Consider the following 15560-nt stretch of genomic DNA (forward strand, 5'->3'; position numbering starts at 1 on the left):
CATTCCTCCCGTTCGATTAGGATGATAAGAAAGATGCGGGTCGTCCCAGAGCTGTATATGGCGAACGCGCACGGACGCCTTCCAAGAAACCGTACGCGGTGGCCTTCGTTGCGGCGGTTCGGTTCAGCCTTTCAAACCCGACGAGGCGATGCCCTGCACGAAATGCTTTTGCGCGAACAGGAAGACGATCATGACCGGCAGCACCGTAATGACCGAGCCGGCCATGACGAGCGTCATCTTGTTGTCCACCTCGTTGCGCAGAAACAGAAGTCCGAGCGGAAGCGTATACAGCTTTTTGTCCTGCAAATATATAAGCGGCTCCAGCGTGCTGTTCCACGAGCTCATGAACGTGAAGACGGCGAGCGCGGACAACGCCGGCCCCGTCAAGGGCAAATAGACGCGAACGAAAATGTTCCACGGATTCGCCCCGTCCACCCAAGCCGCTTCGTACAGCTCCTTCGGCAGCGTCTTGTAAAACTGATGAAGCAGGAAAATGCCGAACGCCCCTCCGAGAAAGCTGCGCAGGTAGAGCGGGTGAAACGAATCGAGCAGGCCCAGCTCCTTCCAGATGAAGTACGTCGGAATCATCGTCACCTGCGACGGAAGCATCATCGTGCCGAGCATCGCGAGGAAGATCGCCCCGCGGCCTTTGAAATCGAAAAACGCGAGGCCGTACGCCACGATCGCGCACGAGGCGACCATGCCGATCACGTCGAGTACCGTGACGAGCAGGCTGTTGGCCGAATATCGCAAAAAGTCGACTTCCACCCATACTTGGTAATAATTGCTCCATTCGATCGGACTCGGCCACAGCTTGGGCGGCAGCGTCAGCTCGTCCCCGGGCCTCATGAGCGATGTCGAGATCATTTGGAAAAACGGCACGAGCATGAGCAGCGCTCCGGCGGTCAGGATGACGTAGGCGGCCCGCTGCAGCCCGCGCGAACCGTTATTCATAGTGGACCCACCTCTTTTCCATCCGTTTCTGGAACATCGTCACGAGCAGGATGATGGCGAACAAGCCCCACGCCCAAGCCGACGCCGTCCCCATCTTCGCGTTCAGGAACGCGTCGCGGTAGATGAGGAGGTTCGGCACCATATTCCGGTCGTGAACCGCGTTGATGTCGCCCAGCATGACGAGGAAGACGTCGAACGCATGGAACGCCGAGATCGTCGACAAAATCATGACCATGTAGACCATGGGGGAGACGATCGGAACCGTAATTTTCGCGAAATACGTCCATCCGTTCGCGCCGTCGATTTTGGCCGCTTCCCCGATTTCCTTGGAAATGTTTTGCATGCCGGCGAGCAGCAGCACCATCGAGTAACCGGCTCCCTTCCACACGTTCACGACCGCGATCGAGGCGATCACGAGCCACCATTCGTCGCTGCGCACCCAGTCCACCCGATCGAGACCGGCGCTTTCGATCATCCAGTTCAGCAGGCCGAACTCGTTGTTGTAAATCCATAGCCAGATGAGCCCGCCCGCCACCCAAGGCGTAATGACGGGCAGGAAATAGATCATCCGGAACAGCGCCTTGCCGCGGATTTGCAAATTCAGCAAGTAAGCGAGCACGAGCGAGACGGCCGTCTGAGCCGGCACGAACAGCAGCGCGAAGGCGAACACGTTGCGCAGCGACAGCCAGAAGACGTCGTTGCGCACCATTTGGGACCAATTTTTCAGACCGATCCATTGCGGCGCATTGAACAAGTCCCATTTCGTAAACGTCAAGTAAAAGGAGAACACGAACGGGAAGAGGAAAAAGACCGCCAGCTGCAGCAGAAAAGGGACGGTGAAGAGGAAGCCCCACCAGCCTTGTTTACGCATCGTAACACCTCGTCCGGCCCGAACTACGGTCCGCTCTTATTGGTTTTCGTCCAAAATGCGCTGCACTTTGGACTGGATGTCCTTGGCTCCGTCGGCCGGCGATTTTTTGCCGTCCAGGATGTCGTTCAGAATCGGCGTCGCGGCCGCCCGCCACTCGTTCCACGTCGGATTTTCGTCGAGCGTGCCGCCCGCCTCCTCGATCCCTTTCGTAAACGCTTTCTTGTTGAGCGGCTTCGTCGTCTGCTTCTCGATCTTCTCGAGCGCCGTCTTCTTCACCGGCAAGCTCGCCCCGCTTTCCGACAAGACGTCTTGCGCTTCGTCGCTCAAGTAATATTTGAGGAACGTCCAAGCGGCTTCCTTCGCGTCCGGCTTCGCCTTCGAGTAAATGAGCCATTGGTTGACGACCATCGGCACGAACCGTTTGCCGTTGAAGCCGACCGGCATTTTCACGACGTCCCAGTCGAGGTCCGGCTTGTTTTTGTTAAGCGACACCTGGGCGGAATATTGGAAAAACGTCATCGCCGTCTTTTCGTTCTGGAAGAAGTTCTGGTTCGTCTGCATGTCGCGGGTCGGGCTGATGTTGTCCTTCCATATCGTATCCGCCCAGCGGGTCAGCCCTTCGATCGTCTTCGGATCGTTGAACGCCGCCTTGGTCATGCCCGGATCGAGCGCGGATCCCCCGGACGATTTGATCCATGGCATCCATCCTTGCGCGATGGAGCTGGCCGTTTGGAAGCCGAATAGATCGGGCTTGCCGTCGCCGTCCGTATCTTTCGTCAGCTTCTTCGCCGCGTCGATCATGTCCTGATACGTCCAGCTGTCGGTCGGGAACGGAACGTTGTGCTGCTGGAACAGCTTTTTGTTGTAAGCGAGCGCGTTCGCGTTGACGCCGTGAGGGATGCCGTACACGCTCCCGTCCGGGCTTTTGGCCGCTTGCAGCGCTTCGATGTAATCGTCCGTCTTCAGGTCGCGCTTGATGTACGGCGCCAAATTTTCCGCGACGCCGCGCTTGCCGTATCCCATAATGACCGCGTTTTCCTGAAACCAGATGTCCGGCGGGTTGTTGCCGGCGATGTTGGTGACGATTTTTTTCGTAAAATCGGCCCACGGCGCCTCGTCGATTTGCAGCTTGATGTGCGGGAATTTCGCTTGGAAGCCGTCGATAATTTTTTTGTTCGTGATCTCGTAGCTGCCCGGCAGCCCGATCTTGAGCGTCACTTCTTTCGGCGGCTGCGGAGCGGCTCCGTCGCCTCCGCCCGATCCGTTCGGCTTTTCCGAGCCTCCCGGCGAGCATGCCGACAACGTAAGCGCTGTCATGACAGTCAGCAAAACGATTTTTCTCGAATTCATGGTTGGACCTCCCTTGTCTTGTTCGAAGTAGATGTTACACGTGTTCCATGCGGATGCAATGCTGCCCTTGAGTGTTCGTTCCGACTTCCCGGCCCCTTGAAAAAACTTTTTTCGAAGAGCCTTAATGCCGTCGGCATATGCACTTACACGTGTTCGCAGTTGCCATCACATGCCCTCCGCGCCGTTTCCGGTTACCCGGATCGCGGGGGCTGTACCGACTTCCGGATCTGCATCTCGCAGCCGATCTCGACGTTCGCCCATTTCCCGGGACCGCGGGCGTACTGGTTCGTAATGATGTCGATCGCGGTCGAGGCGAGCTTGCCGATCGACGGCCCCACCGTCGTCAGCGGCACGTCCATGCGCTCCATTTCCGGTATATCGTCATAGACGACGAGCGAATAGTGGTGCGGGATGCGCAGCTTCCGTTCGCGCAGCTGTTCGAGCAGCTCGAACGCGAACGTCTGGTTGTCGACGACGAAGGCGGTCGGCTGGTCGCCGCTATCCAGCAATCCCGCCACCGCTTCGGCCGGCAGCTTGCCGGGCGTTTCGGTCAGCAGCAAGTAGTTGGCATGGTAGTCCAGCTTCAGCTCCAGCAGCGCTTGCGTAAATCCGGTCAGCTTGTCCGACCGTTCGCCGATAAACGTCATTTTGCGGTGGCCCCGTTCGGCCAAATGACGGACCGCTTCGTAGATCCCTCCCTTCCGGTCGATGCCGATCCGGTGCGTCCCTTCCATCGCGCCGCCTCCCATGAGCAGCATGTTCCCGTTGAACCGCTCCCGCTGCTTGATGAACGCGATGTCGGGCTGCCACCCCGGCGGACACCAGAAAATGACGTCATCCACGAAATGCTCGTTAAAGATGCGCAGCGCCTCCGGCGGTTCGGCAAGCGACAAGATGACGTCCTGCCCCCGGGAAGCGGCCTCCTTCTGGATCTTCATCCCCAGATGGTAAAAAAACAGCCCCTCCGCTTTCGGCCAAATAAGCCCGATCGAATTCGTCCGGCGGTCGGCCAGACGCTTGGCGGCCAAATTCGGCACGTAGTTCATCCGCTTGGCGATGGCGACGATCGTACGGCGAACATCCTCGCTGACTCCCGGCGCTCCGTTCAACGCCTTCGATACGGTAGGGTGGCTGACGCCCGCCTCTCTGGCGATATCTTTGATGGTCACTTTCATCGGCCTTCGGTTCCTTTCCAAGCGATGTCCTCTGTACTTGGCTCCATTATATTACACGTGTTCGCAATAGGAAAGGGGAAATTTGCAAATCGGCTCGGACCGTATCGATCCGAAACGTCGACGGTCTATCCTAACGTCACGCGTTCAAGCTCTCCTTCGACGAACTGTCCACCGGCCTGCAGCACGTAGCGGATGCGGGCCGCGGATACGTCCCGTACGTCGTCCGCCTTCGACCAGACCGCGAGCGCCGCCGCCGTTCCGGCCGCTTCGCCGATGGCGCTGACGCCGGACATGACCCGGTACGAGCTGTGCGCTTCGTGCGTACCGCTGATGCAGCGGGAACTGAGCAGCACATTTTTCAACCCCTTCGCGACGAGCGAACGGTAAGGAATATGATAGTAGCCCGGATCGCCGATCTTGACCAGCTTCGCCCCTCCGCCCAGCGGATCGTGGATGTCCAGACTGTAGGCGCAGGCGGCCACCATGTCGTCGAAGCGGCGCGCATGCAGACAATCGTCCGCCGTCAGCACGTAATCGCCGACGATTCGTCTTCCTTCGCGGACGCCCAGCTTCGGTGCGATACATTCGATTTCGGCTTCGGCGAAAGCCGGATGCCGCTTCACCGCAGCGGCCAGCTGCAGCGCCTGCTCCGTCCCTTCCTTCATGCCCGCGTCGACCGTTTCCGGCCTGGTCGGATCGACATCCGTTACGGCGGTGGAGTTGAACAAAATGCCTTGTCCGTCCGGATACGGAAAGCACAGCACGCTCGGCCTCGGATTGCGCGTTCCGCCTTCGTCCTTCAGCTGCAGGTAATGGACCGTCAATTCTTGCCGCAGCGAGCGGATGCCGCCCCATGTCGTGATGCGGGGATTGAGCAGCTTCGACGGGTCGAAGCCGGTCATTTTGAACGTGACGGTCGCCGTTTGCAGCTTCCCGTCCTCTTCCCTTCCGATATGGAATTCCGCTCCCGCCATGGCGCTCAAATGACCGTCCGCGGTCGCGTCCAAAAAGACGTCGCCTTCGACGGAAGACGTCTCCCCTTCTCCCGAAACGGCCGCGATGCGCACGATTTTGCCGGCTTCCGTCACGACGCCGGTGACCTTGCGCCCCGTCCGCACGGTGATGAGCGGCTCTGCCGTAAGCAGCGCCTCGTACGTGCGCTTCAACTCCCGTTCGTCGTAGGTCGGTACGATTTCTTCGGCGTCGAACAGCCCTCTCCGGGACGTATACGCTTGCGGAAACAGCTCGCGGTGGATCCCGTTGTTGATCGGCCGCCCGTCCTTGTCCCGGAACGTGCAAATGAGCGAGACGGCCGAATGCACCCCCGTGCCGCCGATTTCCTCCCTTTCCTCCAGCAGCAGGACGCTTCTGCGCAGCCTGGCGGCGGCAAGCGCGGCGCATATGCCTCCAACTCCCGCACCGACTACGACGATATCGTATCGCGTCTCCCGTTCCATCTCGCTCTCTCCCCTTCTCTTACCCGAATTTGCCGAAGGCGAACGAAAGCAAGCCGGTCGCCCCCCCTTAACTATGCTCGCTGCAAGCGGCCGCCGCTACACAACTTTTCGCGGAAAAGTTATGTTTTTTTGCTATGTTGCGTGCTGCTCTTTCCCTTATGGTAAAATCGAGCTATTCCGGTCGACGGGGAGGCGCCCAATGAACATGGAACCGATGAGAAAGAACGAACATTTCGAGGGCACACGTTTTCCGTTCAAAATGACGATTCAAAACAAAGCGCCGACGCTCGTCCATGCTCACTGGCACGAGCATCTCGAATTCATCCGGGTGCTGCAAGGCCCCGTTACCGTCCGAATCGACGGCGAAACCTTCCTCGCTCGGACCGGCGATATTTTTTATATTCACAGCAACCGGATCCATTCCGTTACGGCCGATGTCGACGAATCGGGGAGCGGCGCCGGGGCGATCCAAGGCATGGTCTTCGACAAGTCGCTCCTGTACATTCCGGCTGACCGACTGGATATCCGGCGGGCGCTTGCCGCTCTCGACGGAACGAACGCGATCGACCGCGCCTTCGGCCCCGATCATCAAGTATGGCCGGAGCTGAACGACGCGATGAACAAGGCGTATGACGAATGGATGCAGGCCGGGCCGGCATACGAATTCGGTATTTTGTCGTGCCTGTTCCGGATGATGACGCTCCTCCTCCGTCTGTACGGACAAGAGCCGCCGAACGGCGTCCCCGACGCGGACGACAGCCGCAGATTGAAGCCCGCCATCGACTATATGGAGAAGCATTTCGCCCGGAAAGTGTATATCGAAGCTGTCTCGCGATCCGTCAACATGAGCCCTTATCATTTCTCCCGGCTGTTCAAACGGACGTTCGGCCTGCCTCCCGTTCGGTACTTGACCCGCATTCGCGTCGAACAGGCGAAACGGCTGCTGATCCGCCGGGATATGCCGATCACCGAGGTCGCCGAACGATGCGGCTTTTGCAACCTCAACTATTTCGACAAAGTGTTCAAGGAGCAATGCGGCTTCACGCCGCTCGAATACCGGAAGCGGTTCGTTCCGGGCCGGGAGGAAGCTCGGCGACCGACTATTTGAGAATGCCGTGCCGTTTGATGACGACGTTCGTGCGAACCGTCACCTTCGATTGCGCGAATGTATCCGGCCAGTTCTCGCCTATCGTTTTCCACCGCCCGTGCTGCAGCGAGCGGATCCGGCCGCCGATTCCGATCGGCTCCACTCGATGCTCTTGTAACTTGCGAAGCAGGGCGCTTAGTTCCCGATCGAAATATCGGGAAATGTTCCGCTCCAGCTCGGGGATGCTTTTGGTCAGCTCGGATTCCGAAGGGTATTCGGTCACTTCCGCATGAAGGTCCAGGCTGACCCGAATGTGCGGCGTTTTCTGCCATTCGATCCGGAAGCGGGGGCGCGCCTTCTTCACGCTGAAGCTGACGGGCAGCCGTTTGCCGTTGGCGGGCAGATCGGCGGTCAGCATCATCGGAAACTCCGCTTCGTTGCGCAGCATCAGGAGCTGCTTCGTCTCCGTTCGGTTAAGCGACATCTCGTACCGGTCTCTCGCGTTGAGAAGCGCGACTCCGTTAACGGTCAACTCCGAGCCTCTCCTGGCAATTTCCGGCAAGAACGCGGTCGATCCGCGGTCGTAGTACATGTAATGATATTTTTGCAGCGTTACGTTCGCCGTCAGTCCGTTGCGCACCGCGCTGTCCATCATATTGCGCAAATACATCTGGACGGCCGGCTTTCCGGGATACGAGGCCGTCATCAGCTCCGACACCGTACCGTCGACCGCGACCAAGTAAGCGTTGGTGGTCGTCTTCGCATCCCGGTACATGATGTCCAAGTGGGGGAACAATGTCGTATGCTCCAGAAGCCGTTTGCCGACCAACACCATCTGCACCTTCCCCGCCACGACGGTTCCGTTGCTGACGGCATTCATTTTTTCCCTCGACTCGCGGAGCGAACGGCTCTGTACCCGGAACACGTCCTGCTTCGTTTTGGCCGATTCGCTGAACACCGGAGAAATGCCCGTCACCTGCAAGTCCCCGTCCTCGGTACGGTCGAAGCCGAGTGCGAGAACCAGGTCCAGCTTATCCAGCTCGTTATAGTCGGCGCACCCCGGCAGCAGGAGCAGCAAGGTCAAGGCAATGCGAACCAACCCGCGCTTCATGATTTCCTCCTCCATCGGCCGACAAGGACAACGATCGCAAAAAACAGCACGGGCATCGCATAGGAGAAGCCTACGCCGAGCCATCCCCAGTATTGCTGCATGAGCGTAATCTGTTCGAACGACGGCTCGAAGACGACCGCAAGGACCAGCAGCAAGCCGACCAAAAACCGCAGCGGCGCGATATGGCGCTTCATGCCGATCACGTCGCGGGCGCCCAACGACGCCATATGCATGTACGGAATAATGGTCTGGGCCATAATGATCAAATAAAAGGACAGAAATACGATTTCGAATCGCTCGATGATCGGAAGCGTGATCGTTTTCAGCAAATTCAAGGTCGGCCACGAATAGGTCGTAATTTCCTCCGGGCCGAAATAAATCGTGCAAAACAAGAACACGAACACGAGAAGAACCATATAAATCGTCGTCCCGAAAAACAGCCCCTTGAACGCTTCACGGCGATTTTCCAAATACGGAACGTACAAAAACGCGATTTCGAAACCCAAAAACGGAAAGATCGTATATTTCACCGCTCGGAGCACGCCCGACCATCCTTGGGGGAGCAGCGGCAGCAAGTTCAGCCAATGGCTGTCTTTGAGGGCGAAAAGCAGCAGGGGCGGCATCCACAGCGTGAACAGAAAGACGAATTCGGCGAACCGTCCGAGCACGCGAATTTGGTATTGGGCTACCGCATAGACGGGCAGCATCACGAGCAGCATCAGGATATAGTTGGGCGTGTTCGGTAAAATCCAGTTTTGGTAAATGAAAATGATCGAAAACGAAACGGTCGTCACCGCATACAACGCGTACAAGACGACGATCGATGCCGCCGCCTTGCCCAGCCACTTCCCGAGGATGAGGTGAAGAATGTCAAGCAGCGTCCGCCCCGGATAGCGTTCCAATACCTTCACGATGAACCATCCGGCAACCAGCGTAATGATCCAGCCGATCAGGATGGACATCCAGCCGCCCGCCCCCGCTTCCCCGCTGACTTCGCCCGGAAGGGAAAGGACTCCGACTCCCAGCTCGGTCTTGTAGATCATGTAAATAAACTGCTTGGTGCTCAGTTCCTTGCCGGCCATCGTCCGGCGCTGTTCAAGGTTCATCGTCGGCGGATCGACCTTTCCGTCTGATTAGTTGCTTCGCTTGCGCGGCGACCGGCCTCGTCTTCATCATCCAGGACGGAAGACGGACGAACGTGTCTTTCCAATCCGGCAAATGGATCGGGTAAAACGGGCTTCCGTAAGGCGTTTTCAACGTTTCCAACGAAATGAGATGGGCGACGAGCAGCATGATGCTGACGACAATGCCGACCAATCCGAATATGGACGCGGCGATCATCGTCGGGAATCGGATCAGCCGAATGGCCGCCGCCATATCCGGATTCGGGACGATGAAGGAAGAAATCGCCGTCAAGGACACGACGATGACCATAATATTGCTGACGATGCCGGCTTCTACCGCCGCTTGGCCGATGACGATACCGCCTACGATGCCGACGGTTTGACCGATTCGATTCGGCAGCCTCAGCCCGGATTCGCGCAGCATTTCCAGAATCAGCTCCATCAGAAACGCTTCGAGCAGCGGAGGCAGAGGTACCCTCTCCCGGGTACGGCCGATGGACAAGATGAGGTCGACCGGGATGATCTCGTAATGAAACGAAAGCGCGGCTATGTAAAAGGAAGGTAAGTACAACGCGATGAAGCTGCCGACGATTCTCAGCACCCGGATGAAGGAAGCGACCTGCCATCTCGAGTTGTAATCGTCCAGCGTCTGGAAAAAGGACATGAACGTCGCCGGTCCGATGAGCGCGCCGGTAGCCCGATCCATCATGACGGCAACGCGCCCTTGAAGCAGATGCGAAGCGGCCGAATCCGGCCGCTCGGTGATGAGAAACTGGGGCAGCAGCGAGAACGGCCTTTCCTCCAGCCACTCCATCATTTCCCCGATATTGAGAATGCTGTCCGTATCGATCAGCCGAATGCGGCGCTTGAACTCCGAGACGACGCTTTCGTCCGCGACATCCGACAAATAAATGACGGCCGCCCGGACTGCCCCCCTCCTGCCGACGTTGACATACTCGACTTTCAGCTCCGATTGCGGCAAATACCGGCGCAGCATCGCCGTGTTGTCGTCCAGCTGCTCGACGAACCCGAGATGGGATCCGCGGTAGGCGAACTCGGAGGTAGGCTCGTCCGGCGATCTTCCTCCCGGTTTCGGACTGCCGAGTACTAGCGCTTCTCCCGCCCCTTCTTCGATCAATACGGCGTTGCCGGCGAACAAGGCGCGCTGCACGGTCGCAAGCTCCGCCGTCGGACTCGTGCGCCCGACCGCGACGATCGCTTGAAGCGGCGTGGCTTCGGCTCCCTCATATCGGAATAGCGGCAGCAATATCCGGTTCTCGATCGTCGGCTTGTCCGTCATGTTATCCATGAACAGCAGTACGGCCCGACGGCATCCGTTATCGCCGAATTGCACATAACGAACGACCAGCTCGGGAATATGTACGAATTGGTCTTGTATCCAACTCTCGAGATCGTCCAGACGCATCGGAACCGCGTCGGTTTCGAGATTCATCCCGCCACCTCATTTGCCGCTTGTTTTCCAAGTATTTTCATCCGCTGGATGAATTATGCATTCGCGCCCGACGGCCCCGGATTGACAGCTGTGAACGGCACACATATAATAGTCATGACAATTATCGTCATGACTACATTTTGAAGGGAGGATGATTTGGCGAAGACAAACGATCCGGAACCCCGATAAAAGCCCGATTTCGGCCAATTATTTGCTATAGCAATTATCGTATTGACTTATATACATATACAAGAGAGGAGAGTAAAGCATGGATCAGGCAGCAAGCAAATCCGGCATTTGGGACACCCCTTATAGGGGGCTGACCGTAGGGATCGTATTGGCGATCACGACCGTCGCCTTCGAGGGGCTGGCGATTACGACGATCGCCCCCGAATTGGCTCGACATTTACAAGGTCTATCTTTGTACGGTTGGATATTCAGCGCCTTTCTGCTGTCGCAGCTGGCGGGCACGATGATCATCGGCCGGCAAATCGGCAAAATCGGCGCGCTCCGTTCCTTCGTCCTGGCGATTGCGGCGTTCGTGGCGGGGATCGTCATCGCGGCCACGGCCGCGAACATGCCGATTCTGGTTGCGGGAAGGGCGCTCCAAGGATTCGGCGCCGGGGGGATCGTCACTTGCGTCTATTACAGCATTGCGCTCCGTTATCCGGACGCGCTGCGCACGAACATATTGGCCGCTTTTTCCGGCGCCTATCTATTGCCCGCCCTCATCGGCCCCTATATGGCCGGATGGTTGGCCGAGCACGTATCGTGGCGATTCGTCTTCTGGCTCGTGCTTCCGCTGATCGGAGCGGCCTTGTGGCTGACGCTGCCTTCGTTCCGCGAGCTGCAGGCGGGGCTGACCGACAGCCGTTCGGCCGACCGCGGCTCCCTCCGGGTAGGGAACGCGCTGCTGCTGACGATCGGGACGGGACTGCTGCTCGCGGGATTGGGATGGATAACCGAATGGACCGGGGCGGTGGCGGCGCTTAGCGGCTTCATCGTCATCATCCGACCGCTTCGCAAGCTGCTTCCCGAGGGCACGTTCGCCGCGCGCAGAGGGCTGCCGGCCACGCTCCTCTCCCGAGGTCTATACTACGCCTGCTACGTGGCGACCGAGAGCTACGTCGTGCTGGCGCTCACGGAAGTGAAGGGAATGTCCGCCGATCGGGCCGGGCTGATCGTCGCCGCCGGCGCGCTCAGCTGGTCGTTCGCGGCTTGGCTGCAGGCCCGGCTCGACAAGAAGGACCGCGGTCTCGGACGCAAACGGCGGATTACGATCGGCATCGGCCTAATGGTCGTCGGCGTATCGCTCGTCATGATGGCTGTAGCATTTGAAGGCGGCGGCATCGGCTTCGCCATCGTGTCGCAGGCGTTCACCGGCTTCGGCATCGGGCTCGCCAATCCGACGACGGGTGCGATCGCGCTTCAGCACGCTCGGACGGGGGAAGAAGGCGAGATTTCCTCCCATTTGCAATTCGTGGATGCGTTCTGCCCGGGGGTCGGCATCGGCATCGGCGGCGCTTTGATCGCGATCGCCGAGCGGTTCGGCTTGGGGATGCCTGCCGGAATTACGCTGGCCTTGTTTCTTTCATTGCTCCTCGTCGTCCTCGGCTTTATTTTTTCGTTCCGCATTACGAATAGGCCGACGTAAGGCGGCTGTCGGTTGTCCGGCGGCCTCCGCCTATTGCGGCTCCATGAGGCGTGCCTTCCGATCCCGAATTGACAGCCATAACGCCGCCCCTATATGATGGTCCTAGCAAGGATCATCATATGGCGATGAGGGAAGCTCACCATGGAGTTGGAAAAATATATCGGCGTTATGGTTCATCGAGCGGACTTGAAGCTGAATAATTATTATCAGAAAGTGGTCCAGCCTTTCGATATTACCGTCGACCAGTGGGAAATATTGGTCGTCTTGTGGGAAAAGGAAGGCATTACCCAGAAGGAGCTCGCCGAACGGCTCGTCCGGGACCAGACGAACGTCGGCCGCATGCTGTTCAAGCTGGAGAAGAAAGGGTTCGTTCGCCGGGTCACCGACGATACGGACCGCAGGGCGATGCGGGTCTACTTGACGCCGAAAGGAAGGGAAGTCCGGGAGGATATTCTCGCCCCGTCCATCGAAGCTTACAACAAGACGATCGCGGGCTTGTCCGAGGAGGACGTCGACGCGTTTCGCAGAATATTGGCCGTCATGTACGACAACGTAAAGGATCTTTAGATCGGACCGCCTTCCGGCGCCGCAAATCCAAAACACCCCCCGGGCTCCCGAAAGCTCCCGGGGGGTTGTTCGTTATGAATGGATGCCGCATTCCGCGTCTTCGGGGTGCCGCTTCGGATCCTTCCGACGCGGAGACTGGAGATGCTCGCCCTTTTTCTCTTATGAAAAGGCGTTCGTCAGACCGTCCGTATGCCAAACGGTTAACAATACGATCAGCACCAGAAACACGACGGGCGGCACCGATTTGCCGAACGAATCTTTCACCCGTACGTGCGCGAGGAACGCTGCCAGCATCGTCATCCCGAGCCAAATGCCTCCCCATGCGATCGCCCCCGCATTCCAATAGCCCCAGATCAGCACCGCGGCCCCCAATAATTGGACGATGCCCGTAACGGCACGAAACCATTGAGGCAGCCGCAGATTGTTGAATATATCGACCCAGTATTTGACCCCTGCGAGTTTGGCAAAACCCGAAAAGACGTAGTAGGCGACCAGCAAGCTTTGAAGAACAATCGATAAGACGATCATGGCGATTTCCTCCCTTTCTCCCTGTAGCGAATTACTTACTGAACACATGGTAAATTATAACTTACCTATTGTCAAGTATAATTTTACTGATGGTAAATTGAACTTGACTTTCATTCAGTACATGATAGGATGAACCTAATAGATCCCGTATGGAGGTAAAGCGGAATGGGAGAAATACGCAATGCGGAGCGCACGCAAAAAAATATTATCGAAGCCGCAAGAAAGGAATTTTTCGACAAGGGGTTCAAGGGGGCTCGCATCGAGGCGATCGCGGAAAACGCCGGGGTGAAGAAGCAGCTCATCTATCATTACTTCAAAGGAAAAGCGGAGTTGCTTGAAGCCGTTCTGGCTCAATCGGTAACCGACGAACCGGAGTGGGTCTCCCGCATTCCGGATCATCCGCTGCATATTGCCGAGCATCGATACAAGGTCAACAGTCAGGTGAGAGCGGATTTCATCCGGTTCACCGCATGGGAATCGCTCGAGTCGCGGACCGAGCAGACGTCATGGAACAAAGGCGGGGAGCTCGCCCTTCAATCGTACGCGGCCTACTGGAAAAAGCAGCAGGAAAAAGGGATCGTGCCGCCGGATCTGGAGCCCGAGCTGCTGGCGCTGGCGATCACCGCTTTAACGACATATCCCATTATTTTCGGCAGCATCGCCAAGATCGTCACCGGATTCGAGTCGACCGATCCGGAATTTCAAGCGAGATGGTCGGCCTTTCTTACCCGTCTGAGCGGACATCTTTTAACGCCGTAACGGTTTGCGGTTTCCGTGACGCCGCATCCGGCTATAAAAAAGCGAAGTCCACGCGAAAGCATCACGTGAACTTTGCTTTTTTTCATAAATGGCTCCGCAATTCGGCCCGTGACTCGCCGATACCTCGGAAGCCTGGTGCGCCTGTTTGCAGCGTGAATGTAGGGCAGACTCCCTAGCTTTGTCAGTTCATCGGCTCTCCCAAGGCCATTCGGCCCCGTCCCGTTCATCGGAGAGCAGCAATTGCACCCGATCCCCTTTCCGATAGCCTCTGGACCCTCCGGGCAGCACGATCAAACAGTTCGCTTCCGCCAACGAAGCGACCGCACTCGACTTGTCGAAGCCGGCCGGAATCGCTCCGATCCGGCCGTCGCGGAACGCCGTCCGCGCCCGCACGAACCGCGTAAACGGGTTCGGCTTCGGATAATCGGCCAACAGCTCGCCTTCGACGATCGGGGGGAAAGGGGCAACGGCAAGCTGCATCGCGCGAATGGCCGGCCGCGCGAACAGCTCGAAGCCGACGTAGCAAGCGGACGGATTGCCCGACAAGCCCAACAGCAGCTTGCCGTGCAGACGGGCCGCGGTCGTCACGCTGCCGGGGCGCATCGCGACTTTGTCGAACAGCAGCTCCGCGCCGAGCGCCCGGAACAGTTGAGGCATCAAGTCGAAATCCCCGACGGAAACGCCTCCCGTCGACAACAACAAGTCGCACTCGGCCAGCATGTCCCGATACGTATCCAAAAGCCGGTCCAAGTCGTCCGGCACCCGGCCGTAATAACGACATACGCCGCCGGCCCGCTCGATTTGGGCGGACAGCATGGCGGCATTGCTGTTGCGGACAAGTCCAGGGCGGAGCGCTTCGCCCGGTTCCGCCAGCTCCGAGCCCGTCGCCATGACTCCGACGATCGGCCGGCGGCCCACCCGGACTTCGACATGGCCCATTGAGGCGGCCACCGCTGCGATTCCCGGATCGATCGAGACGCCTTTGCGAACCAACAGAGCGCCTTGTCCCGCCTCCTCCCCGCGCAACGAAACGTTCTCCCCCGCACGCACCGAACGCTTCAGAATCATGAAGCGTTTCCCGTCCCGCACCTGCTCGCTCGTCCATTCCCGCATGACGACGGCGTCGCAGCCGGCGGGAAGCGGCGCCCCCGTCATGATCCGCGCGGCTTGGAAACGTCCGATCGCCTTCGCTCCGACCTGCCCTGCCGCGATGCGCTCCACGACTTCGAATTCCGCCGGGCGCTCCAAGCTTGCCGTCTCGGTATCCCTTGCGGACACCGCGTATCCGTCGTAAGCGGAACGGTCGAATGGCGGGATATCGGTATCGGCGAACAGGTCTTCGGCCAATATGCGTCCGAAGAGGCGTTCGACCGGAACGGCTTCCGGGGATAAGGCTGGAACGCATTCCATCACTTTCGCCACCGCTTGCGGGACGGAGATCATCTTTCGCCGTTCGACCATCGGCCACTG

The 15560-nt window shown here is 58.4% G+C and carries 14 protein-coding genes; 4 read left to right on the forward strand and 10 right to left on the reverse strand.

All coding sequences use genetic code 11. The annotated features are described in order from the left end of the window. Window positions 1–123: 123 nt before the first annotated feature. From DLM86_RS00195 to DLM86_RS00215, 5 genes are all read right to left on the reverse strand, one after another. A complete protein-coding gene (locus tag DLM86_RS00195; protein ID WP_110837950.1) occupies window positions 124–954 on the reverse strand; it encodes a carbohydrate ABC transporter permease in 831 nt (276 codons plus the stop codon). Further along, the gene (locus DLM86_RS00200; RefSeq protein ID WP_110837951.1) at window positions 947–1825 is read right to left on the reverse strand and encodes a carbohydrate ABC transporter permease; all 879 of its coding nucleotides are present in this window, start codon (window positions 1823–1825) and stop codon (window positions 947–949) included. The genes DLM86_RS00195 and DLM86_RS00200 overlap by 8 nt, the downstream gene beginning before the upstream one ends. A gap of 36 nt (window positions 1826–1861) precedes the next feature. Further along, a complete protein-coding gene (locus DLM86_RS00205; protein ID WP_110837952.1) occupies window positions 1862–3175 on the reverse strand; it encodes an ABC transporter substrate-binding protein in 1314 nt (437 codons plus the stop codon). A gap of 191 nt (window positions 3176–3366) precedes the next feature. After that, window positions 3367–4350 (reverse strand): LacI family DNA-binding transcriptional regulator, encoded by a 984-nt coding sequence (locus DLM86_RS00210; protein WP_110837953.1) that lies wholly within the window; start codon window positions 4348–4350, stop codon window positions 3367–3369. 125 nt (window positions 4351–4475) lie between these two features. After that, entirely contained in the window at window positions 4476–5807 is a 1332-nt protein-coding gene (locus DLM86_RS00215) for an FAD-dependent oxidoreductase (protein WP_110837954.1), read from the reverse strand. Between the two features lie 205 nt (window positions 5808–6012). On the opposite strand from DLM86_RS00215, the gene DLM86_RS31675 reads away from it, so the two are divergent. Beyond that, window positions 6013–6915 carry an AraC family transcriptional regulator gene (locus tag DLM86_RS31675; protein ID WP_158289245.1) on the forward strand — a complete coding sequence of 301 codons (903 nt, stop codon included), beginning with the start codon at window positions 6013–6015 and terminating at the stop codon, window positions 6913–6915. Here the strand turns inward: DLM86_RS31675 and DLM86_RS00230 are convergent. From DLM86_RS00230 to DLM86_RS00240, 3 genes are read right to left on the reverse strand one after another with little or no spacing between them, the layout of a single operon-like run. Continuing rightward, complete coding sequence (locus DLM86_RS00230; protein WP_158289246.1) at window positions 6908–8005, reverse strand: Ger(x)C family spore germination protein; 1098 nt, start codon at window positions 8003–8005, stop codon at window positions 6908–6910. The genes DLM86_RS31675 and DLM86_RS00230 overlap by 8 nt on opposite strands. After that, complete coding sequence (locus tag DLM86_RS00235) at window positions 8002–9111, reverse strand: GerAB/ArcD/ProY family transporter (protein ID WP_110837956.1); 1110 nt, start codon at window positions 9109–9111, stop codon at window positions 8002–8004. The genes DLM86_RS00230 and DLM86_RS00235 overlap by 4 nt, the downstream gene beginning before the upstream one ends. Continuing rightward, window positions 9101–10582 (reverse strand): spore germination protein, encoded by a 1482-nt coding sequence (locus DLM86_RS00240; protein WP_110837957.1) that lies wholly within the window; start codon window positions 10580–10582, stop codon window positions 9101–9103. Before DLM86_RS00240 ends, DLM86_RS00235 begins: the two co-directional genes overlap by 11 nt. A 268-nt stretch (window positions 10583–10850) precedes the next feature. Here DLM86_RS00240 and DLM86_RS00245 point away from each other — a divergent pair, with 268 nt between their 5' ends. Further along, the gene (locus tag DLM86_RS00245) at window positions 10851–12236 is read left to right on the forward strand and encodes an MFS transporter (RefSeq protein WP_110837958.1); all 1386 of its coding nucleotides are present in this window, start codon (window positions 10851–10853) and stop codon (window positions 12234–12236) included. A 141-nt stretch (window positions 12237–12377) separates the two neighbouring features. Continuing rightward, entirely contained in the window at window positions 12378–12803 is a 426-nt protein-coding gene (locus DLM86_RS00250; RefSeq protein ID WP_110837959.1) for a MarR family winged helix-turn-helix transcriptional regulator, read from the forward strand. A 159-nt stretch (window positions 12804–12962) separates the two neighbouring features. Here DLM86_RS00250 and DLM86_RS00255 read toward each other — a convergent pair whose 3' ends face one another. Further along, window positions 12963–13331, reverse strand: a complete 369-nt coding sequence (locus DLM86_RS00255; protein WP_110837960.1) for a DoxX family protein — start codon at window positions 13329–13331, stop codon at window positions 12963–12965. 165 nt (window positions 13332–13496) lie between these two features. On the opposite strand from DLM86_RS00255, the gene DLM86_RS00260 reads away from it, so the two are divergent. Further along, window positions 13497–14090, forward strand: coding sequence for a TetR/AcrR family transcriptional regulator (locus tag DLM86_RS00260; protein WP_110837961.1), 594 nt, complete (start codon window positions 13497–13499; stop codon window positions 14088–14090). 186 nt (window positions 14091–14276) lie between these two features. On the opposite strand, the gene DLM86_RS00265 is transcribed toward DLM86_RS00260, so the two are convergent. Then, window positions 14277–15551, reverse strand: coding sequence for a molybdopterin molybdotransferase MoeA (locus tag DLM86_RS00265; RefSeq protein ID WP_110837962.1), 1275 nt, complete (start codon window positions 15549–15551; stop codon window positions 14277–14279). Window positions 15552–15560: the final 9 nt, after the last annotated feature.

The sequence above is a fragment of the Paenibacillus flagellatus genome (genome assembly GCF_003217775.1).
Lineage (GTDB): Bacteria > Bacillota > Bacilli > Paenibacillales > NBRC-103111 > Paenibacillus_AB > Paenibacillus_AB flagellatus.